This window comes from Brevibacillus laterosporus DSM 25, assembly GCF_002706795.1.
GTDB lineage: Bacteria > Bacillota > Bacilli > Brevibacillales > Brevibacillaceae > Brevibacillus_B > Brevibacillus_B laterosporus.
In genome coordinates this window covers 715231-737350 of the sequence record NZ_CP017705.1, presented here as the reverse complement: position 1 = coordinate 737350, position 22120 = coordinate 715231, and the positions used below count along the sequence as shown (strand labels likewise).

Below are 22120 nucleotides of genomic sequence, written 5' to 3'. Positions count from 1 at the left end.
AATTTTTTATTTCCTCCTCGTTATAATGACATTACATCACATGTTACTTTCAAGGAGGAAATCTTATGCAAACCAGACAAGGCTATTTCACGTACCTAGAAGGCACAAATAAAGAAGTTGGCGAGCAACAAGCCGAAATACTACGCCACATCCCCTACTTATATCAGGTTTATTTTTTAGAGGAGGAGGAGGCGATTTCAGATCAGCGCCTGTGGACTCAGCAACAGATGCTTCAACAGTATTCTCCAGGTATTTGGGAAGAGCTTGAAGCCTTTTGCAGCCAAGCTAAGATGCCGATGAATCGTTTGCGCTATCTACATGAAAGCTGCATTGTGTCTGGATGTACTCACTCTGTTGTACTTCCGGCTAAGATGCGGGATGGTCATCTGTACGTATTGCGAAATTACGAATTTACCCCTGACTTAGACGACATGAGACTATGCTCAACTAACATAGGGGGAACATATGTACATACAGGCTTTAGCGGCTTATCATTTGGACGAATGGAAGGCATGAACGATCAGGGTCTATGCATCACGATGTCAGCTTGCGGTCAACCGGTAGGGATTCATCCAAGCTTGCGTTCTCCAAAAGGGGAGGGTCTACAATTCTGGACAGCGATTCGAACCGTACTGGAACAATGTCGCAATGTGGACGAAGCCTTACAACGACTGCGCGAGATGCCCATTGTGTCAAATGTGAACCTATTAGTAGCAGATCCAAATGAAAATGCGGCATTAGTGGAAATCATGGATGGTGACATTGCGATTAGGAAAATAGGAAAGGAGAGAGACACTCCTTACCTGGTTGCAACCAACCATGTATTATTTTCTGAATTGGAACATACTTCTACACATAGCATGCATAACTCGCTCATTCGTCAACAGCTTCTAGAAAGCGTGCTTCAAGAAGAGGCGCTGGTAGAGAAGGCAGATTTACTTGCTCTAATGAACAGTGAATATCCAAAGGGCTTAAGCACGCATTATTATCAGGAGTATTTTGGGACGCTACGCTCTATGCTCTTTGATGTAACGGCAAAAACGATTGAAGTCTGTTATGGTTCCCCTCTCCACAACAATTGGCATACGTTGTCTGTGGGAGGGAAGCTAGCCTTTCCAACCATTGAGGTAGCCCTTCCTCAAGGGATTGTTCCCGCTCATTTTTGGTAGAAAAAACAGTGTGATAAAGAGAGGAGAACCAGGCTTGGCATCCTATGACAAAGAAATTGAAGTGGCGATTGACTACATGGAACAGCACCTAGATAAGCCCTTACAAGCAGATGAGGTAGCCCGCCTGGTGAACTTCTCCTACTATCACTTTCATCGAATTTTTTACGAATGCACAGGCGAGACAATCGGTGATTATATTCGGAAGCGAAGACTTACAGAGGCAGCCGTTTGTCTCTTACAAACAGAGCGATCTATTTTAGAAATTTCACTAGACTACCAGTTTGATTCCCAAGCTTCGTTTAGTCGTTCATTTAAGAAGCAGTTTGGTGTGTCACCGTATTTTTTCCGTAAACAAAGATTGCAACCAATCTCCTTACAAAAGATGCCACTTGTTGATAAACGCTTGGAGCATCGCTTGCAGCAGATTAGCCTGCAACCCGGCTTTCAACGAATTAAGACAGAACGATTGGTTATTGGCGTTAAAGAGATCAATAATCTGCATGAAAATCAGTTTAAACAAATCTGGCAACGGTATTTCCAACGAGAAAGGGAGATAGCGAATAAGCAGACGATTTATAATCCTGAGGTGAGATACGGAATCTGTACCGCGGAAGTGCCGCTTTCACTCAATCATTTGACAGAGTTGACTACCTTTTATGGTGTAGCGGCTATTGAAGTAAAGGAGATTGTAGAAGTTCCAGAAGGCATGGTCGCTCATACAATTCAGCCTGGTGAATATGCTGTTTTTCGTCATCAAGGACCAGGCAGTGAACTTAGAAGCACCTACGACTATATCTGGGGGACATGGTTTCCTAGTGTAGACTTTGAGCTTGATGCACGAGATAATTTTGAGGTATATGGGGCCGAATTCACGCACATAGAAGACGAAGATTCTATTATTTTGCTATATATCCCCGTTAGAAATAGATGAATTCCCTCATACAATAAAGCGAAATGAAATGATGTTACATCGCAGGTAGGGTAGTTGCTTGCGATTTTTTGTATTGGGAAAATACTGTCTTAGAGATGATAGTATGACCGATCGTTCTACTATCTTTACATAAAATGAAAATCAATGCGTTTTAGTAAAATACAAGCATAATTCACAAGTCCTATCCATACTTTGGTAGTAATCATTACAAATCATCCGGTGGTGAGTGACATTGTTTTCAAAAGGACAGGAAATACCCTTTAAAAAGTCAGAATAAACAGTCTGTTCGATATCAATGCAGGAAACAGAAGCAGGCTAGCAAGCTGATTTGGATAGAGAAAAATGGTGAACCTGTTTTGGGAATTAAATAGGAAGTCCAAAAGGAACAGGATAATGTGGTGAAAGGAGAAGATGGCATGCACAAAATAAGGCAAACCATAGTGGGAAGAGGCGAAATCTGGATAAAGATATTTCTATTGGTCGCGTTATTAATCTCACTTGTAGCCTGTTCTTCCCAAGCAGGTACAGATGATTCGGCTAAACGAAGCGAATCACAAACAAAGCAAGGCTCCCAACAACAACTGGTGATTTACACGGGACGTGACAAGAGCGTTGTAGACGATTTTATTCCCAAATTTGAAAGCGCTCATCCTGAGATAAAAGTGGATGTCTTAACAATTGGAGCGCAGGAAATTCTAGAGCGAATCCGAGGAGAAAAAACGAATCCACAAGCCGATTTTTGGTGGGGAGGTACACAATCGAGCTTGCTGACTGCCGCTGAGGAAGATTTGCTAGAAAGCTACAAACCACCCTTCGGTGATCATATTCCAGCCTTGTATAAAGACCCACAGGATCGTTGGTATGGAGAAATGCTATTGCCCGAAGTCATTATGTACAATCCCGAGATGTTACCAAAAGCAGAAGCGCCAAAGGATTGGGACAATTTACTTGATCCAAAATATAAGGACAAGATTATAATTCGTGGCGTTTTGAAATCAGGTACAATGCGCACAATCTATTCGGCGATGATGTATCGGCAGGGTGTAACAACTCCGGAAAAGGGCTATGAATGGCTGGCAAAATTAGATGCAAATACAAAGGAATATGCGCAAGATCCTACCAGTTTATATTTGAAGCTAGCTCGTCAAGAGGGGGCAATATCTTTATGGAATTTACAAGATATCATGATTCAAAAGGAAACAAAAAAGCAGCCGTTTGATTACATGTATCCAGTCAGCGGTGCACCAATTCTAGTAGATGGCGTGGCAATCGTAAAGGGTGCCAAAAACATAGCTGCCGCTAAGAAATTTTATGACTTCTTATTTGATGAAAAGATCCGAATTGAAATGGCGGAAAAGTACTATCAAATTCCCACACTCTCCACGATCAGTAAAGAAAACCTACCTTCCTGGCTACAGGATGTTGAGTTAAAACCATTGGAGATTGATTGGCAGGTCATAGGGAATAAGGAAAAAGAATGGATGCAATATTGGGATGAAAATATCAAGGGAAAAGGAAAGAAATAGTCACTAACAGCAGTCCGGAAATGTGAGCCATCCTTTGTTTTGCATGCTGCATAAAAAGAGAGGAGGAAGAGAGTTGAGTGGAGTCACGTTAGAGCATGTAACAAAAGCATTTGGCAAAGCAAAAGGAGTCCAAAACGTCCACATTGAGATTAGACAAGGTGAGTTTTTCACATTTCTTGGACCAAGTGGATGCGGAAAAACCACTACCTTACGTATGATCGCTGGTTTTTATTATCCTACTAAGGGGCGTATTTTATTTGCTAATGCTGATATGACATACGTTCCGCCACATAAGCGAAATACAGGTATGGTGTTTCAAAATTATGCCCTTTTCCCCCACATGACGGTGTTTGAAAATATAGCCTTTGGTTTACAGGTACGCAAGCTTACCAAAAAGCAAATCAAAGAAAAAGTAGAGCGAGCTCAGAGGCTCGTACATTTGGACGGATATGGAAACAGGCGAATTGATCAATTATCTGGAGGACAACAACAGCGTGTGGCTCTAGCAAGAGCCTTAGTTATTGAACCATCGATCTTATTATTAGATGAACCCCTATCCAACTTGGATGCCAAATTGCGAGAGGAGACACGCATAGAGATTAAACGGCTGCAAGTGGAGTTTGGTATCACTACAATCTATGTGACCCATGATCAAGCCGAAGCAATGTCGATGTCCGATCGCATCATGGTGATGAAAAATGGTGAAGTGCAACAGATTGGTACACCAGAAGATATTTATAATCGACCGTCTAATCGGTTTGTTGCTTCTTTTATTGGAGAAACAAATCTATGGGAAGGGGAGGTTGTGCAGATAGATGGGGATGAAGCAACTGTGCAGGTAGAACCTGATTTATTTGTGACAGGGTATTGTGATCATTCATCAAATAGAGAGAGTGTAAAAAAGGGTACCAAGGTATCTATTTCCATCCGACCAGAGGCTATACAGGTCGTAAGTGATCAGCAAAGCATCCAGGGTGACGATAATGACCAACGACAAGTCTACGGAACGAATCAGATGAATGGCCAAATTAGCATCTCTGAATTTACAGGGGCCAGCGTGACGTATGTTTGTAAAGTAGGCGACAAACAACAGTTGAAAGTATTGTTTATTCATGCGGGCAGTCAAATCAAACAGCGAGGAGAAATGATTTCCTTCTTCATTCCGAAAGCCAGCGTTTATTTTATTACTAATAAAGAGCCTTACTAATGTACTCAGCCAATGAATTCGTGCCAGCATAAGGGCTCCTAGAGCCAGCGGTTTAGCTTTTCACCTAGTTTTCTTTACGGATAGGGGAGGTACTAGATGAATACTCGACCAAAATCATTGCGAAATGAACCGGTACCACAAGCTACTAAACAACGCCACTTCATGCTTTTGTCCTCCAACTCTTTTGTCTATGTTCTAGTTGCTCCTTTATTTCTAATCTTACTTGCCTATGTTGTTTATCCGTTAGGGAAGACCTTTTTCCAAAGTATGAATATAGACAAACAGTTCACGCTTGCTAATTATGCTCGTTTTTTTAGTTTGGAGCATACGGCAAATCTGGAAGCTCTTTGGACCAGCTTATACATCTCGGTACTTAGTGTGATTACCTGTGGAATCGTAGGGATAAGCTTGGCATTTCTATTAGAACGCTATGACTTTCCAGGGCGTAAAATCTTGTCTGTACTAGCCATGGTTCCGATGGCATTACCCCCTCTGATTGGGGTGCTTTCCTTTACTTTTTTATATGGAGAGAGCGGCATTATTCCCCGAGGCTTACAAGAATTATTTCAGCTTCAGCAGGTACCTTTTTCGTTAAAAGGCATGTGGGGTGTACTGATTGTCCATACTTTTACCATGTATACGTATTTTTACATGACGGTCTCAGCCGCAATAAAAGGGCTAGATCCTTCACTTGAAGAAGCCGCAGCCAATCTTGGTGCCAATCGGGTCATCGTCTGGAAGCGCGTCATTTTGCCTATGCTGACACCAGCTATTGTGGCGTCGTCTTTGCTGGTATTTATGATTGCAATGGCCTCCTATACAGCTCCGCTTATCTTTGGGATTGATCGCACGATGACAATGCAAATCTATTTATCTCGCACGAACGGCAATCTCGATATGGCAGCAACACAATCTACTATATTATCGATCGTTTCAATTTTGTTTTTGCTATTGATGCGCTGGTATCAGGGTGTACGCAATTATCAGAATCAGAGCAAAGGCATTAGTATACATCGGACAGAGGTAAAAAGTACAGCCGGTCTGTATACAGCAATGGTACTCTCTACGATTGGTGTTGTTATTCTGCTGCTACCAATTCTTGTGCTTGTGCTTCTATCCTTCTCAGTAGATGCTACCTGGACAGTACAGGTTTTACCGCCAGCTTATACGTTCTCTCATTATCTCGATTTGTTTACGGACAGTAAAACATGGAGGCCAATTTTTACTAGCTTTGAGATGAGTTTCATTGCCACCCTTGGTAATGCCATCTTTGGAGTAGCAGCAGCTTATGCTATGATCCGACTGAAATTTAGAGGGAAAACCTTACTTGATGTCCTGATTATGCTTCCGTGGGCATTGCCTGGCACCGTTGTGGGTGTTAACTTACTCGCTGCTTTCAGCCAGCCGCATCCATTTGGTTTTAATCAGGTTTTGGTGGGAACGATCTGGATTTTGCCCTTGGCTTATTTTGTACGTCATCTACCGTTAGTCTTTCGTTCCACCTCAGCTACGTTGATGCAGACGGACCATTCAGTAGAGGAAGCGGCACGTAATCTTGGGGCTTCCTGGTGGTACAGCTTCCGACGTGTCATATTTCCCATGGCGTTACGTGGAATTTTAGCAGGGACATTATTGGCATTTGTGCAGGGAATCGGGGAATTTGTAGCTTCTATCCTGCTGTTCACTACAAGCTCCACACCAATTTCCGTAGAGATATTCCAGCGCATGTATTCTTTTGAATTCGGTACAGCTTGCGCATATGGTGTTTTGCAGATTGTGTTGATTATCATTGTTCTGTTCCTTTCCAAAAAATGGACGAAAGATCAAGCTAGCTCAGCCGTTTAGGGCTAAGGAGGAGGGGGAGAAGCAATAATAGCCAATAGGAACTAGTTTGATTACATGGCGAACCCGCATAGGATTCCAAGAAAAAGCATCAAGTATCATTACAGGTTTTTTCAAAAAAGAATGACCTCAAATAAGGGGGGAAAATCCATTGAGAACAGGAATTTTATATCTCCGTCCGTTTTTTACATGGTTTGCAGGATTCACCAGCATAGCTCTTATTGCTTCACTAGTAACCTTACCCCCTTCACAGACCGTTCATGCCGATCGAGGTGTTGTTGATTTATGGAAAGCGATTCTACCGTTGACTACGGTGGCAAGCGCGATGAATACCGGTGCTCATCCAGACGACGAGCACAGCGCTACGCTTGCGTATCTTAGTTTAGGCAAAGGAATAGAGACAACGAGCCTGATCGCCAATCGTGGAGAAGGTGGGCAAAATGAGATCGGTGGTGAACTAGGTAATTCGCTAGGCATTATTCGGACGCGGGAATTACAAGAAGCATCCAAAATTACTAACGTAAATCTAATCAATCTCAGTGAACAAATGAATGATCAGATTTATGATTTTGGCTTTTCTAAAAGTCCTGATGAAACATTAGAAAAATGGGGTGAACAGAATACCTATGAACGTTTGATTCGTCATATCCGTCAAGTTCGCCCCGATGTAGTGATCCCTGCTTTTCTCAATGAAGAGTCTACTCACGGCCATCATCGTGCAATGAATGTGATTACGGTGAGAGCTTTTGAAGATGCCGCTAACCCGGCTGTATTTCCTGAACAAGTAAAAGCAGGATTATCACCCTGGCAGGTTAAAAAGCTATATCTACCAGCAGGTGTTAAGGATTATACAGTTCGGGTTCCTATAGGTGATTACGACCAAATATATGGAGCCTCTTACAAGCAGTTGGGGGAAGAATCACGTTTTATGCACAAAAGTCAGGGGATGGGACGTCACTATGAAGAAGGACCGGACTTCGTTTACTACAAGCTAGCCAAATCAGTTGGGCCGATAAAGCAGAAGGAAGGAGATTTGTTTGAGGGAATTTCCACTACGTTTGAGGATTGGTCAAAAGAGATTGCTCAACAGAAGCTAGGAGGTCGGTTATCCCAAAAAATCCATCAGCTACAAAGCGATGCAGAACATATTCTCAGGTCATATCCTGACTTTTTGAAAGTGGCTACGGGAATACATCAAATGAAAAAGGATGTAACAGATACGATCAAGGAGGCTAAATCAACTGATCTAGATGCAAGAAGCATGGGGGATGTGCTTCATCGATTACAGATAAAAGAACGCCAATTAAATAAAGCGAGTGCAGAGGCATTGTCGTTGGTGGGCAAAGTAAAAACTGCCAGCAATGAGCTGATTCCTGGGCAAACGACTAAAGTGACGGTAACAGCATATAATGGCAGTCAGGTCGCCATTAAAAATGTAAGGATATCGCTAAAGACACCAGAAGGATGGAAGGTGAACGCGACTGGACCTACGACGTTTGGACAGGTGGGCTACAATCAGACCATATCAGTAACTTATGACGTACATATTCCAAAACATGCAGTCAAATTTCATCCGTTCCGCTTACCGATCTTCTCTAGTGATATTACCTATAGTGCTTTTGGAGAGGATGCGACATTACATGCTGTACCGCAAGCTACGGTGGGGATCTTGCCACCATTTTCTCTATCGCTTAGCCCGGATGCTACTGTGTTAAACACCCTCCAGCAAAATCAATCAATTCCAGTCAATGTTACGGTGAAAAACAATACGACAGGTGCTTGTGAACCAACCATCTCGCTTGTGTTACCAGCCGGCTGGATTGCGAAGCCAGCGTCGAGTAAACTCATCTTTGCTAATAAAGGGGAAACCAAAAGCGTTTCATTTCAGGTAACCCCGTCCCAAAGAGTAAAAAACGGTACGTACGAGGTCACAGCAAAAGCCAGCGCAAAAGGCTTACAGAGTCAAGAAAACGTGCAAGTCATCACATATCCACACATTGGCACCACCTATTACATCCATCCTGCTACACTTGCCATTCAAGCTTTTGATCTGCAACTGACAAAAAATATAAAGGTAGGATATATTTCTAGTGGTTTTGATCAAATCGATCAGTATCTGCGGCAATTAGGTATAAACGTGGTCAATTTGGATGCAAAAGCAGTAGAATCAGGCGATTTAGAGCAATATGACACAATTGTGCTTGGGATACGCGCTTACGGGTTCCGCCCAGAGCTGATCCCAAGTAATAAGCGTCTACTTCAATACGTAGAGAATGGTGGTAATCTTGTCGTTTTGTATCATAAACCCGAGGATAAATGGACACCTGATCTGGCTCCTTATCCCATTACAATTGGGCAACCGCTTATAAAGTGGCGTGTTACGGATGAAAATTCCAAAGTGACGATGCTACAACCAGAACACCCTTTATTTACAACTCCCAACAGAATTACTGTACAGGACTGGAATCATTGGGTTCAGGATCGCTCTGCCTACAATCCATCTGCTTGTGGCAAAGAGTATATCGAGTTAATAAGCAATGGAGATGCCAAAGAGAAGGAGTTCACAGGTACCTATCTTACTGCGAAATATGGCAAAGGAACCTACACGTACAGCTCCTTGGTCTGGTATCGTCAAATACCTAGTTTAGTGCCAGGTGCAATTCGCATGTTTGTTAATATGATCAGTTTGAAGCAATAAAGCAGTCTATTTATTTACATCCGTGAGGGGTCTCAATCTAAAGGAGACCCACGGATGTGGAATACAAGACCCACTAAAATAGACAAGGAGGTATCAAACATGAATTTTCAAGCTCAACAAGCGAAAATGTACGCTAAGGAAGGAACCAGCTTCCCAGGGAAAACCTATGCTAAGGTAGTTCTAGAACCAGCCTTTGAAGAAGCCAAAGTCCATCTGTTAGCCCCCATGATGGCCATCAATAAGGCTCACGTAATCATGCTAAAAGAACAGGGCTTACTTTCTATGGAGGAAGCGAGACGAATCGCGTATGCATTACAGAAGCTAGATGTAGACACCCTACGTCAGTCTAGTTACACAGGTGAATATGAGGACCTATTTTTTCAGGTGGAAAGCCAGTTGCTAGAGCTGGCAGGTGACATCGCTGGCAATTTACATATTGCTCGTAGCCGCAATGACATGGGAATTTGCATTTATCGGATGGTGCTAAGGGAGAAGCTACTGGCAACGTATTCATCTGGAATGCTTTTGCATAAACATTTGTTACTAGTTGCACAGGAGAATATTGATACCATCATGGTTGGTTATACTCATACCCAACAGGCACAACCAACCACTTTGGCTCACTATGTAATGGCGATGGCAGATTCCCTGGAACGCGACCTACGTCGATTACGTTCTGCTTACGAAAATTGTAATCGAAGTCCAATGGGAGCGGCTGCCCTGACCACTTCTGGCTTTGCGATTAGTCGCGTTCAAATGAAAGAATTATTAGGTTTTGATGAAATGGTGGAAAATTCTTACGATGCCATTAGTGGAGCAGATTATCTTGGTGAGGCGATGCTGGCAGTTCAATTAGCGGCGATCAATCTTGGCCGATCGGTACAGGATTTCCTGTTGTGGTGCACACAAGAGTTTAGTGCTGTGAGAGTGGCCGATCCATATGTGCAAGTCAGCTCCATTATGCCGCAAAAGCGCAATCCCGTTTCATTGGAGCATATGCGTGCCTTATTATCCAGTTGTGTAGGTACAACCAATACTGTGCTTTCGATGATGCATAACACCCCGTTTGGTGATATTGTTGATACAGAAGATGACATGCAACCGTACGTATGGAAAAGTTTGTCCATTTTGGATAACATGTATCATTTATTGATGGCTGTGATTACAACGATGCAAATCAATAAAGAGTTTCTCTTGGCACGTGTTAAGGGAAGCTTTGCCACAGTGACCGAACTAGCGGATACATTAGTCCGTACGGATAAGCTGTCTTTTAGAACCGCGCATCATATTGTCAGCTATGTAGTGCAGCAGGCGATCAAACAAGGAATGACAGCTGATCAAGTAACCCTTCATATGGTAAATGAAGCAGCTCAACAAGTGATTAAAAGAGAAGTACTACTAACTGAGGCAGAGCTTGCTGAAGCGCTTGATCCTGTACATTTTGTTACCATTCGTTCTTTACCGGGTGGTCCTAGCCCTAGAGAAATGATACGTATGATTGAAGCTCGAAAAACAACACAGAAGCTGATGCAAGACTGGTGGCAGACAGCAACATTGCGTTGTCAAACCGCCTTGTCGCAATTGGATTATACCCTGTCAACATGGAGTGAAAACACATGAATCAATGGCATATTCCTCTTCTAGCAGTAGACGGAGGAGGCACAAAAAGCTTGGCGATGCTACTTACCTACAACCAGCAGGTACTGGGAACGGGAAGGGCTGGATCATGTAACTATCATGGAAAAGGTGTAGAGCCAGCTACATATGAGTTAAAAATGGCAATTCGAAGAGCAATGAATGAAGCCATGCCTCCACAGTTACAAGATCACTCTCAAACAAACGCTTCTCTACACGTAGACTGCGCCGTTTTTGGCTTAGCTGGTCTGGATACTTCCTACGATCGAGCTATCCTATTGAAGCTAGTGAACCAAGTGCTTTTTGGTCTGAACATTCAAATAAAGCAACTGGTAGTTGAAAATGATTGCGTTGCTGCCCTTATAGGTGCCACAGGTGGTAAGCCTGGTATATTGGCCATTGCTGGTACAGGGTCCATTGTTTGCGGTATTGGTACGGATGGGAAGAGAGGCAGAGTAGGGGGCTGGGGGCATCTAGTAGGTGATGAAGGAAGTGGTTATTGGATCGGTAATCAAGCGTTAACCGCTATATTTCGAGCATCAGATGGTCGCTCGGATACTACATTGCTAACAGATGGAATCCTTGCTTATTTGCAAATGGATGATGTAGAACAGCTTTTTCACTGGGTCTATAATGAGAGGACATATTCGGTGGACAGAGTGGGTGAACTCTCCCGCCTTGTAAGTATAGCAGCGCAACAAGGGGACCAGACGGCACATAAGATTTTGGAAAAAGCCGCAGATGAGTTGTTTACAGGTATAAAAACAGTCATGGATCAGCTTGATCTACAAGAACAAGCTTGTCCTATTATTTTACAAGGAGGCGTGCTGAAGCATGAGCCAATTGTGAGACAAAAGCTTATTCAATTGATTAGTAAGCATGCTCCAAAAGCAATCGTGGATGATAACGAGCAAGAACCCATTAAAGGCGTAATTGCTATGGGGTTTTCTGCCATGAGGAATCACTAAGATTCTACTGTCATTCAAATGAAATAAGGGTAGAAAAGGAAGGAAGTAGCATGGGTTATTTTATCGGAAATTCGAAAAAAAGACGCCTCCTGTTTCTTTTTCCACATCCTGATGATGAATCGTTTGCCTGCGCAGGAACCATGGCGAAATATAGTGAATTAGGGCATCATATTTATTTGGTGACAGCTACATCAGGAGATAAAGGGAAGTGCGGACCGTATTCGATCACCTGCCAAAAAGAACTAGCTGTCTGGCGTGAGCACGAATTAACCAATGCCATCCGCTGTTTGGGAGTATCCGATTTGTTTTTATATCGCTATCCAGATGGCGGGCTTGCGCAGATGGACCAAAACGTGTTGGCAGAGCGCGTACTTCAGACGTTACTTTCTATGAAACCGGAGATCATCATCACCTTTCCACCAGATGGAGTTACAGGGCATCCTGATCATATTGCGCTTTCTCTTGCGGTAGAAAACGCGGTAAAACGCTTTGAAGCACAAGCATCCCCACAAGACTATCCCGATTTGTATTATGTCTTTATTCCACATTATTATGATCATTGTACAGAGTGTGCTCCACAAGCAGCTTTCCCTATTACCGCGAAGGTTGATATTTCAAAATATAAAAATCAAAAAGGCAAAGCATTGCAGGAATACAAGAGTCAGGAATACTCAGTTAATAAAGCATTTCCTGGGGTGCTACAGGGTGATTTTTCTGTAATAGACCCTTATGAATATTACACACTTATACGTTCACAGGGACGAAATGAGTTTGCCAATCGATCAATCAAGCATATAAATACAGTAGAGGCGTTTACGAAAGGTGAGCATGATCCCAAGCTCCAGGTCGCCAGTGTACCGACCATTTGTTTTTTTAAGAATTGGGATGAGTAAGCTAGCACTATGCTACCTATTGTAATCATGGGATGATATACAAAACGATTCGTGTGTTTATATGTTTCTCTGTTTGTATTTATGTTTTGAAAGTTACCTTTTTTCTGAATAAACCTTGCCGCCCTCTCCTTGCTCATGTAAGGTAATACAATGGAAACATGAACTCCCCATACCCCAGACAGATAAAGGAAGTGAGACAGCATGAAACGTACTCTGGTAATGAGCGATATTCACGGAGAATTAGATAAAATGGAGCAATTGCTGGCGAAAGCTAATTACCATGCAGATAAGGATCAACTCATCCTGTTGGGTGATTACGTAGATCGTGGGCCCAATGCCAAGGGAGTCATTGCTAAAGTAAAGGAACTAACTCAAGCAGGAGCTATTGCCCTAAAAGGAAATCATGAGGATATGATGATTAAAGCCTTAACCATCGCCAATGAATTCTGGATGGGCAGGTGGATGCGTAATCATGCACCTACAACATTACGTCCCTACGGTTTTGAATTGCCATTAACAGAAGAAGAAGCCTTACAACAGGTGATCAGACCAGGAATAGGCTCAAATGAGCCACCCAAAATATTGCCAAAGAAAGAGGCACCTGGGGTTAAACTGGAATTACCCGAGCAGTTAATAGAGGATATTCGTTTCCTAGAACAATTGCCACTCTATTATGAGACAGAGGAATACATCTTTATCCATGCAGGAGTGAGTCCAAACAAATCATTGGAGGAAATGGACGAGCAAGAAATGATCTGGATACGTGAAGAATTTCATAATGGATATGCGGGAGAAAAGACGGTGGTTTTTGGTCATACATCTACGAACTATTTGCATCCAGATGGTAGTACGGATGTTTATTTTGGAAAAAATAAGATTATTGGAATTGATGGAGGCTGTGTGTACGGCGGTAAATTACACTGTCTGGAATTGCCAAGTCGCAAGGTATATACGATCTAATCTTCATCATGATAAGAGGGAGGGGCTGTTTTCCTAAATGGGAAAGCAGCCTTTTCTTTATGAAATCACCCCGAAAATCAACATCTGCAAATACATGCAAAAGGTAATTTTTTGAAAATGAATGACTAGGCCTCATAGGTCATCCGTCTTTTGTAGACACTGCTCTATGAAAGGAAAAAAATTGAAAATGACGAATATGTATCCAGAGAATGTAATAGAAGTAAGTTTGATAGCATAGTGGAGGTGTCGACTAAGTGGAGGAACGAAAGCAACACCTGCTTGAGCGGCAAAGGGAAAATCGAAAAAAGCTCATAGAGCATTTCCCTAGCTTGATGCATCAAGGATTTCTGGTAAGGGACGAATGGTTAAAACTGTTTGGGGAGGATACCTTACACGATGATGGATACGGGTTGATTTGGCCAAACAAGAAGACTGCTTTACAGGAGGGATCTCAGAAGCCAGCTTTTTTGTCCACTCCCATGCTGAATGTACCACGCTCTAAAAATGCTAGCAAAACAGAAAATCTGTATATAGAAGGCGATAATTTAGATGGATTACGACTTCTATGCAACACATATACAGGTAAAATCCAATGCATCTACATAGACCCGCCGTATAATACAGGTAAAAACTTCATTTATAAAGATAATTACCACAGGAAAACGAAGAGCAATATCATCGCCCATAAACACTCTTCTAGGTTTGATCAACAATGGCGAGAAAATATGCATAACGATTGGCTTACGATGATGTACCCCCGCTTGGCGATTGCACGTCAACTATTAACAGAAGACGGGGTCATTCTCATTAGTATTGATTCAAAAGAATTTGCAAATCTGCGCCTTATCTGTGATGAGCTTTATGGTGAGCAAAATTATCTCGGTGAGTTTGTTTGGAGTGGAGGGAGAAAAAATGACGCTAAGTTTATATCCATCTCACATGAATTTATATTGGTATATGGAAAAAATGTAAGCTATCTTCAACAACACCGAAAGGTCTGGCGCGAGAAAAAAGCGGGGTTGGCGGAAATTTATAAGCAAGGGAAGCAGCTCACTAAAAAGTATAAAGGACGATTTCGAGACGCGAGTCTTGAATTAAAAAAATGGTTCAGGGCATTACCAGACGATCATCCCTCGAAGCAACACAGCCATTATTCCGCAATTGACGCTAACGGTGTTTACTTTCCAGGAGACATCTCTTGGCCAGGCGGAGGGGGGCCTGTCTATGATATATTGCATCCAATTACAAAAAAAACAGTTAAGGTTCCATCGAGAGGATGGGCTTATACTGAAAAACGTATGAACGAATTCTTACAGGAAGATTTGATACATTTTGGTATAGATGAAACAACGATCCCCTGTATAAAGCGTTATTTACATCACACAGAGTATCAGGTTCCGTATAGCGTGTTTTATCATGATGGCAGAAGGGCGATGAAACGCCTGCGACAGCTAATGGGTGGTCAGCTTTTTCCCTTTCCTAAAGACGAACGATTAATGAAAAAGGTGTTGGAGATTGTAACGCATAAAGAATCCATTGTCTTGGATTTTTTTGCAGGCTCATCCACTACGGCCCATGCTGTGATGCAGCTTAATGCAGAGGATAATGGAAAGCGTAAATTTATCATGATTCAACTGCCAGAAGCTATACCGGTCACTTCCACAGCCTACCAACACGGCTACCGAACCATCTGTGAGCTAGGTCAGGAGCGTATTAGACGTGCAGGAGAACAGATTTTACAGGAAACAGGGAGCCAGCAGACTGATTATGGATTTCACGTCATTACTCTTAACGGTGTTGATACAGATACAGTAGCCGATTAAGGCATTCTTGTTTGCCTTGTGGATGGTAATCACCATAACAAATAAGGCTGTGCAAATAACTTTGTTCCGCTTGCGTAAACTCACCTAACTGCTGATAATATTGACCTAATAAACGATAAAAATGGCCATAGCTTCTTTTTTCTAAATAGGTCTCGGGTTGGATGTTCCAAGGGGCTTTATCTTCAAGCAAAGAGGAAATATTCGATATGTGACCATAGTCTAAGTATATTTCGATGAGCTGATTGACTACTACTAGACTGGTTTTACGACTAGCAAGCGTTAGACATTTTTTTAACTGCCGAATAGCAGTTGCCTTGTTGCCTATTCGATACTCCAGTAATGCTCTCATTAGTCTATAATGCTCAGAGGAGGAGGTACGGGAGATTTGGCTATAGCACATAAAAGCCTCTTTCGCCCCCTGGAAATCTTCCAATGCATACGATGAGTAAAATAAGGTGCTGTACGCATATATCGAGTGAGCAGGCTTACGTTGAGCAATCTGCAATAGCTCCTTACTATACAAGATGGATTCATCATAACGGCATAACAGATAGGCATGCATACTAATATGTTGATATAGCTGAATTTGTTGCTCAACAGGTAGGAGAGCTGCATAAAATAACACATTTTTTCCTAGGTAAAAGGCGGATTCGAAGTCCGCTTCTTTTTGTTGTGCCATCAAATATAACTGGAGAAAAAGCTGGGCCAAATGCTGGAGCAAGCCGTGATCTCTCGCATACTGAGCCATAAGATCGTATAGAGTTTGTTTCAATACAATGTCTTTTACTTGTTGCGTTTGTTCATATAGCTTTCTAAGCAGACGATCGGTCTCTTCCTGAGGAGACTTTAAATAACTTAGTGCAACTTTACGAACGAGCTGCAAATTACCTATGAAGAGGGCATCCTCCAACAGTTCCTCTAAAATTTCAAGCCGTGGTTCCACCAATAAATAGGCCTCAATAATTTCTGTATAGGGAATGTTGAGATGTTCGACGAGGGGTTTCAATGTTTTTAATTCTGGCCGCCTAGTATCAGCATTTTCAATTTTTGAGATAACTCCCTTACTGATCCCAGTCATGTGGGCAAGCTGTGTGATTGAAAGGTTGGCTTGTTGCCGATAATTGCGAATGATTTCGCCGATAGTGACGTAATACATACTATCTTGAAATAAAGTACTCATGAGTCGACCCCTTCTTTCCTCACAGATTTTTACCAAAAAGTAGCCCAAACAAGGTATACAATCCTTAAATTTGTTTATAACAAGGCTAAGAAAGTAGATAGAGGAGGTGTGAAATCGTTGAGTGGATTTTGGATAAAACTTGTGATAACTCCTTTTTTATTTCTGCTACTAGATAATGTATATGGTGGCATTTATTATCCTTATTGGTGGGAACCTGTGGTAGCAGGTGTGGTGGTAGCACTTCTTGGTCAGTTAATGGAATTAATGTTTTTGCAACCTGGTACATTATGGTTAACGACTCTTCTTGATATGATCATGTGTCTGGTTGTCGTCTTCTTTACTAAATTTATCTTTAGTGGAACTAAAATGGGTATGGACGGTATTTTCTTTTACGCTGTCTTTTTTGGGATAACCGAGTATTTTTTGCATCTTTGGCTTATTCGCAGTGGTCGAGTGGAGAAAGTATAAGCTAGAAAGCCGGAGCTTATTATTCTGTAGCGATCTTGTGCTATCGTGCCAAGATCGCTTTTTTTATAGGGTGAATATACAGGAATATACGTTCTCTTCGGTCATAAAAGAAAGGCCTGACAAGCATCAGGCAATAACAAGGTATGGTTACGAACCAAATGCCACTAATAAAGTTCCAACGGCAATTAGTCCAATGCCGATACCACCAATTAAGCTAACTCGTTCGCCGAGAAATACAAAGGCTAAGCCAACAGCCAACACGACGCTTAATTTATCAATGGGACCAACTTGTGCGACCTTCCCGTACTTTAAGGCCACAAAATAAAACAACCACGATAATGCTCCAGCTACACCGCTTAGTACGATAAAGGAAAGAGCTTTTTTGTTGGCAATAACTTCGCCAATGGCATTCCATTTTCCTTCAAAAAGAACCACACCAAGTAAAAATAAGGCCATAATAACAGCTCGAATAGCAGTTGCTGTATTTGCATCCACTTGATTTAAACCAATTTTGCCAAAAATAGATACCAATGCTGCCATTACGGCAGATAACAATGCAAAAATCAACCAAGCCTGCATAGAAAGAACCACCTTTGATGTATAAAATGAGAATTACTTATGTATAGCACTTAGGTTGTTTGACGTTCAAATGTCTGAAGCATGTGCCCTAAAAGGTGAATAAATTCTGTTTTTGTACAATAATAGCATTGATCAAGCCAAAATGGGTGAAGATTGTGCCAAGATGTTGGCTCCGACACATGACGAAAACGCCCAAATAGCTGACGTGGGTAGGTTGCATGTGTAAATGATATTTCATATTGATCATTTACATAGATGGTGTGTTCGTCGGTTGATTCACGTAAGAATCCGCGAGATATCAATGATTTATCCGCAATGTCAAGTAAGAGATCACGAGGTGAAAATACCTCCAGATTATGATCGATTTGCTGGAAGAAAGTGGGGCCATATTCCACAAATAGATGAACCACTTCATATAAAAACTCCACCAGCTCTTGTTCGTCTGCATAGCTTCTCCACTGAGCAACACCGTGTGTACGACCCCATTTCCCTTCAGACCAGGTCCAAAGATCAATACTGCCATAGTTCGCATGTTGTAAAAGAACAGTGAACTTCCGTTGTCGTTTGTGAAACGTTAGGAGCAAACCAGTATTCGTTGTAGCAGGAGTTGCACGATAAAAAGCAAACTGTTCGAGGACTTCCCCTCCTTTTTTTCCACCCTCTTGGTTTGGAGTAGGTACCGCTTCAGACAGAACAAATCCAGCTTTGAATAACTGTTCCTGCAAGCAAGCCTTGATCATTTTTTTTACTCGAACAGGTGAGCGCCGACACTTGTTTACAAGGATACGATGCTGTTGCAGAAATTGAGATGTTTGTCTGGATAGATATGCGAAGGACCAGCCTTCCACATCGGCTATATCAAAGGCTTGAAGAAATAGTGCTCTAGCTTCTTCATGTGCCTTCTCCTCTGATTCATTTTGTAGCGTGTAGTTCATAAACCTCTCAAAGCTTGACGGGGATGTTACCCAATCAGACAAGGTGGATAGTGTACCTTCCAATTGAAGATCAGAAGCGACATCATTATACTGAATGAACCAGGAGACCAAAGCTTCACCGTTTAAATAGCAGGAAAATCCCCAAGCCTGATTGGGCAGACTAGCTACATACATGCTTAGCTGTCCAGTAATCTCCGAGATGTAGGCAGCGAATTCGTCACCTCCATCTTCTTCATCTGATAACATGACTGCTGTCCAGCTCTCATTTATCGGATAGAGGTAGGATTTGATGTTATTTTGCTTTAGAATCGTTTGCACATGTTCTTTATCTATCTGATAAAGCAATGTGGCATAAGTAGTGTAACCCATGCCGTCATTCCCTCCTGTCATTTTACACTAGTTCTCTATTGGAAATCGTACCATATGAAATCAAGTGGCTTCCAGCTAGTAGCCCCTTTCAGGCAATTGGCCCTTTTATCGCTTTTGCTTGTGTTCTAATTTCGGATTGCGTTACACTACAAAATGATAGAACATCAATGATGATGTAAGTCGAGTCATTACACATTTGTGGATGCTTTACAGAGGGAAAGGAGATTGTCATGACAAGATATCAAGTAGCAGAACGCAAAATAGACGATTACATAACATATGTCCTGACTGATGCAGAATATCCAGCGGAAGCTCATCTAGTGCCGGGGCTCGGAAATAATTTATTTCGTTTTACAGTGAATAACCAAGAAGTATTTGTATCACCTGAAAAAATATCCATGATTAAAGATGCTTCTGCACGATTCGGGAATCCGATTCTGTTTCCGCCCAATAAAATTAGACACGGAAGCTTTTCCTTTAACGGGAAAAAATATCAACTAGGCTTAAATAAAGGCGAGCACCATTCTCACGGAGAATTACGCGTACGTGCTTGGAACGTTATAGATCGCGGTGCAAAAGCTGATCGTGGAGCATTCGTCGTATCCGAATTTGATTTTGCGGATCATCCAGATTTATTGGAAGCATTTCAGGCACGTTTGGTGTTCCGATTTACTTATGTTTTACAAGATGGCGTACTGCGTTTGGAAGGGGAAGTGAGGAACGAGAGCGAAGTAGCTGCTCCGTTTATGTTAGGATTCCATCCCTATTTCAACGTGAAGCAAGGTCACGAACAACAAACAGTGATGCAGGTTGACTCAAAGCTAGAGTGGCCGGTAAACGAGGAAGGATTCGTAGATGGTGCTCCCACCCCAACTGACCTGTGCCAGCAATTAACGAAGGGGCTTCTCTATCCTGACATGCCAAAAGGTCGCGATCATGCCTTTGTCACAGTAAAGGATGGAACCACCAGCTGCCAACTGATTGACCAACAAGCTAATCATAAAATCGTTTATGAATTTGGCGATCAATTCCCATTCATGTTAGTCTTCCAACCAAGCTGGAATACAAGTGTGTCTCTTGAGCCATATACGGCTGTCACAGATGCTTTTAACTTAGATGTAGCAGAACAGACGGGTGCTCGTGGTCTAGGGCCAGCGGAACAATTCGTCTTTACACATTCTTTCCGTGTAGAGAAACTGTAAGTATTTCTTGTGATATTTGGAAGTTTGTCAAATTACATTTACTTGGTACATGTAGGCGAGGAATGCGATATAGATGTATTCCTCGCTTTTATCTAAAAGGGCAAGGTACAGAACAAAAAGGGGGAAGGGAAATGCCTCAATTATTATTACGTGGGATTTCTACCGAACAGGCATGCAACATGAGCGAGTCTTTGCTTCGTGAGTTAGCAGAGATTTGTGATTGTGGAACAGACAATTTCATCATGGAGTGCATACCAACTATCTCTATCTTTGAAGGAAAGAGAGTGGAAAGATATCCCTTTATCCACGTGTATTGGTTCGAACGTGGAACAGAGGTAAGGGATCGCTTTGCGGAATGCGTATCTAGACATGTTTTGGCGCAGGGGATATCGGAAGTGGAGATTGCGTTTAGTACTTTTGAGACCAATAGCTATTATGTGAATGGCAAACGATGTTTTGATTAAGTGATATAGTCAAAAGCCTGCGGAACATGATATCCCTCAGGCTTTTGATTTTTAGAGCAATATTATGTAACGAACTATTTCTGTAGCATTCGAATCAAAAATCCATTCTGCTCACCCATATTCATAAGATCAGCCCCAAAATACCCAATGATCATTGCTAACCCTGTCCATGCGACAAGACTAATACCAATCCACAGCAACATTTTTTGACGGGTTGCCCCAAAGGACATTCCCATTATTGCAGTAAGATGACTTCCGACTAGAGCAGGTCCTAAAATGGATAGCCCAGGTAATCCATACTTCTTAAAGAGCTGTTTTGCACGTTGCTGACGTTTGCTAGGTTCTTTGTCACCACGCTTTTTCTGCAACCACATTTGAACTTTTTCCATTAGTAAGATAAGTAGAAAAACTGTAATTGCGTTCCCCACCAGCGCTACTAAGGAAACCAAAATGGGATTCAGTCCAGCAAAAATCCCAATCGGAATCATGGCAATAAGCTCAAACATGGGAGTAGCGGCAAATAGGAAAATAATGAAATAGGGCCAAAGTAGATTCATAGTTGATAGTTCCTCCTGATCTTGGTGATCATCTAATGTTGAATGTTGTTTGAATTACCGCGAATATCGATACAGCCTCTTTTTTATGGAAGACGTCGCTGGGCCAGTGCGAGTACAACCTACATAGAACACAAAAATACATTAAGACTGAACAAAATAGGAAACACGGGAGAGCGCATGAAACGTGGTACATGAGAGTTATCCTTCCACTGTCAATTGAAATAGATCTTCTACTGACACCTGAAAGACATGTGCCATTTTTAGAGCCAGTGCTACTGAAGGAGCGTAGTCACCTTTTTCGATCAGACCAATCGTTTGACGGGTCACGCCTATGGCAGTAGCCAAATCCTGCTGAGACCATTTCAGACGAGCCCGGTGCTCCCGTACTCTGTTTTCTAACATTCAGAAAATCCTTTCTGTTTCAAATCTTATGTTTAATGTAAATAATCCTTTGCATTATGTCAACAATCAGTTGCATATTGTTATGTTTTCTTGTCATAAAACGTAAGATATCCACCTGGAGGGGAAACAGGCTTGAATAGGTTTGAGGCTTACTATGTTTTATAATGAAAGCTTCCACTTTGATACGGTATGTCTTTAGACCGTGAAGGATTGTTTTCCATGTTTGGATGCTAGGATTGGAATAAATTTGGAAGATAGAAGTTTTTCTTTTGCTGAAAAATAAAGCTAAAAACCTTAATATTTACAACGTTC

Annotated in this window: 19 protein-coding genes; 14 read left to right on the top strand and 5 right to left on the bottom strand. The window is 42.0% G+C overall.

Going from position 1 to position 22120, the window contains the following annotated elements; translation table 11 throughout:
- Positions 1–65 precede the first annotated feature (65 nt).
- The 11 genes from BrL25_RS03550 (at position 66) to BrL25_RS03500 (ending at position 15652) form a co-directional block, all read left to right on the top strand.
- Positions 66–1169, top strand: coding sequence for a C45 family autoproteolytic acyltransferase/hydrolase (locus tag BrL25_RS03550; protein WP_018673600.1), 1104 nt, complete (start codon positions 66–68; stop codon positions 1167–1169).
- 34 nt (positions 1170–1203) lie between these two features.
- The gene (locus BrL25_RS03545) at positions 1204–2100 is read left to right on the top strand and encodes a GyrI-like domain-containing protein (RefSeq protein ID WP_018673599.1); all 897 of its coding nucleotides are present in this window, start codon (positions 1204–1206) and stop codon (positions 2098–2100) included.
- Between the two features lie 416 nt (positions 2101–2516).
- Positions 2517–3626, top strand: a complete 1110-nt coding sequence (locus BrL25_RS03540) for an extracellular solute-binding protein (protein ID WP_018673598.1) — start codon at positions 2517–2519, stop codon at positions 3624–3626.
- A 73-nt stretch (positions 3627–3699) separates the two neighbouring features.
- Positions 3700–4833 (top strand): ABC transporter ATP-binding protein, encoded by a 1134-nt coding sequence (locus tag BrL25_RS03535; protein WP_018673597.1) that lies wholly within the window; start codon positions 3700–3702, stop codon positions 4831–4833.
- 162 nt (positions 4834–4995) lie between these two features.
- Positions 4996–6678 (top strand): ABC transporter permease, encoded by a 1683-nt coding sequence (locus BrL25_RS03530; RefSeq protein ID WP_051088616.1) that lies wholly within the window; start codon positions 4996–4998, stop codon positions 6676–6678.
- A 148-nt stretch (positions 6679–6826) separates the two neighbouring features.
- A complete protein-coding gene (locus tag BrL25_RS03525; RefSeq protein WP_018673595.1) occupies positions 6827–9373 on the top strand; it encodes an NEW3 domain-containing protein in 2547 nt (848 codons plus the stop codon).
- A gap of 99 nt (positions 9374–9472) precedes the next feature.
- On the top strand, positions 9473–10993 hold the full coding sequence (gene argH, locus BrL25_RS03520) for an argininosuccinate lyase (RefSeq protein ID WP_018673594.1): 1521 nt from the start codon (positions 9473–9475) through the stop codon (positions 10991–10993).
- Positions 10990–11976, top strand: a complete 987-nt coding sequence (locus tag BrL25_RS03515) for an N-acetylglucosamine kinase (protein ID WP_018673593.1) — start codon at positions 10990–10992, stop codon at positions 11974–11976. Before argH ends, BrL25_RS03515 begins: the two co-directional genes overlap by 4 nt.
- 50 nt (positions 11977–12026) lie before the next feature.
- Positions 12027–12869 (top strand): PIG-L deacetylase family protein, encoded by an 843-nt coding sequence (locus BrL25_RS03510; RefSeq protein WP_018673592.1) that lies wholly within the window; start codon positions 12027–12029, stop codon positions 12867–12869.
- A gap of 201 nt (positions 12870–13070) precedes the next feature.
- Positions 13071–13829 (top strand): metallophosphoesterase family protein, encoded by a 759-nt coding sequence (locus BrL25_RS03505; protein WP_018673591.1) that lies wholly within the window; start codon positions 13071–13073, stop codon positions 13827–13829.
- 254 nt (positions 13830–14083) lie between these two features.
- Positions 14084–15652 (top strand): site-specific DNA-methyltransferase, encoded by a 1569-nt coding sequence (locus BrL25_RS03500; RefSeq protein ID WP_018673590.1) that lies wholly within the window; start codon positions 14084–14086, stop codon positions 15650–15652.
- On the opposite strand, the gene BrL25_RS03495 is transcribed toward BrL25_RS03500, so the two are convergent.
- The gene (locus BrL25_RS03495) at positions 15618–16832 is read right to left on the bottom strand and encodes a helix-turn-helix domain-containing protein (RefSeq protein WP_018673589.1); all 1215 of its coding nucleotides are present in this window, start codon (positions 16830–16832) and stop codon (positions 15618–15620) included. The genes BrL25_RS03500 and BrL25_RS03495 overlap by 35 nt on opposite strands.
- 108 nt (positions 16833–16940) lie before the next feature.
- Between BrL25_RS03495 and BrL25_RS03490 the strand changes: the two genes are divergently transcribed.
- Entirely contained in the window at positions 16941–17300 is a 360-nt protein-coding gene (locus tag BrL25_RS03490) for a hypothetical protein (protein ID WP_026315319.1), read from the top strand.
- A gap of 147 nt (positions 17301–17447) precedes the next feature.
- Here the strand turns inward: BrL25_RS03490 and BrL25_RS03485 are convergent, their stop codons facing one another.
- Both BrL25_RS03485 and BrL25_RS03480 read right to left on the bottom strand, forming a co-directional pair.
- A complete protein-coding gene (locus tag BrL25_RS03485; protein ID WP_018673587.1) occupies positions 17448–17879 on the bottom strand; it encodes an EamA family transporter in 432 nt (143 codons plus the stop codon).
- Positions 17880–17929: 50 nt separating this feature from the next.
- Entirely contained in the window at positions 17930–19183 is a 1254-nt protein-coding gene (locus tag BrL25_RS03480) for a hypothetical protein (RefSeq protein WP_018673586.1), read from the bottom strand.
- A 230-nt stretch (positions 19184–19413) separates the two neighbouring features.
- Between BrL25_RS03480 and BrL25_RS03475 the strand changes: the two genes are divergently transcribed.
- Positions 19414–20385: an aldose 1-epimerase gene (locus BrL25_RS03475; protein ID WP_018673585.1), complete on the top strand. Its 972-nt coding sequence runs from the start codon at positions 19414–19416 to the stop codon at positions 20383–20385.
- 131 nt (positions 20386–20516) lie between these two features.
- The gene (locus BrL25_RS03470; protein ID WP_018673584.1) at positions 20517–20849 is read left to right on the top strand and encodes a DUF1904 family protein; all 333 of its coding nucleotides are present in this window, start codon (positions 20517–20519) and stop codon (positions 20847–20849) included.
- Between the two features lie 74 nt (positions 20850–20923).
- On the opposite strand, the gene BrL25_RS03465 is transcribed toward BrL25_RS03470, so the two are convergent.
- Both BrL25_RS03465 and BrL25_RS03460 read right to left on the bottom strand, forming a co-directional pair.
- Positions 20924–21406 (bottom strand): small multi-drug export protein, encoded by a 483-nt coding sequence (locus tag BrL25_RS03465; RefSeq protein WP_018673583.1) that lies wholly within the window; start codon positions 21404–21406, stop codon positions 20924–20926.
- 198 nt (positions 21407–21604) lie between these two features.
- Complete coding sequence (locus BrL25_RS03460) at positions 21605–21808, bottom strand: helix-turn-helix transcriptional regulator (protein WP_018673582.1); 204 nt, start codon at positions 21806–21808, stop codon at positions 21605–21607.
- Between the last annotated feature and the right edge of the window lie 312 nt (positions 21809–22120).

Coding starts and splice junctions, on each gene's coding strand:
- BrL25_RS03475 (WP_018673585.1), top strand. CDS start 19,414: ATGACAAGATATCAAGTAGCAGAACGCAAAATAGACGATTACATAACA.
- BrL25_RS03505 (WP_018673591.1), top strand. CDS start 13,071: ATGAAACGTACTCTGGTAATGAGCGATATTCACGGAGAATTAGATAAA.
- BrL25_RS03470 (WP_018673584.1), top strand. CDS start 20,517: ATGCCTCAATTATTATTACGTGGGATTTCTACCGAACAGGCATGCAAC.
- BrL25_RS03530 (WP_051088616.1), top strand. CDS start 4,996: ATGCTTTTGTCCTCCAACTCTTTTGTCTATGTTCTAGTTGCTCCTTTA.
- BrL25_RS03465 (WP_018673583.1), bottom strand. CDS start 21,406: ATGAATCTACTTTGGCCCTATTTCATTATTTTCCTATTTGCCGCTACT.
- BrL25_RS03550 (WP_018673600.1), top strand. CDS start 66: ATGCAAACCAGACAAGGCTATTTCACGTACCTAGAAGGCACAAATAAA.
- BrL25_RS03515 (WP_018673593.1), top strand. CDS start 10,990: ATGAATCAATGGCATATTCCTCTTCTAGCAGTAGACGGAGGAGGCACA.
- BrL25_RS03480 (WP_018673586.1), bottom strand. CDS start 19,183: ATGGGTTACACTACTTATGCCACATTGCTTTATCAGATAGATAAAGAA.
- BrL25_RS03540 (WP_018673598.1), top strand. CDS start 2,517: ATGCACAAAATAAGGCAAACCATAGTGGGAAGAGGCGAAATCTGGATA.
- BrL25_RS03510 (WP_018673592.1), top strand. CDS start 12,027: ATGGGTTATTTTATCGGAAATTCGAAAAAAAGACGCCTCCTGTTTCTT.
- BrL25_RS03485 (WP_018673587.1), bottom strand. CDS start 17,879: ATGCAGGCTTGGTTGATTTTTGCATTGTTATCTGCCGTAATGGCAGCA.
- argH (WP_018673594.1), top strand. CDS start 9,473: ATGAATTTTCAAGCTCAACAAGCGAAAATGTACGCTAAGGAAGGAACC.
- BrL25_RS03495 (WP_018673589.1), bottom strand. CDS start 16,832: ATGAGTACTTTATTTCAAGATAGTATGTATTACGTCACTATCGGCGAA.
- BrL25_RS03460 (WP_018673582.1), bottom strand. CDS start 21,808: ATGTTAGAAAACAGAGTACGGGAGCACCGGGCTCGTCTGAAATGGTCT.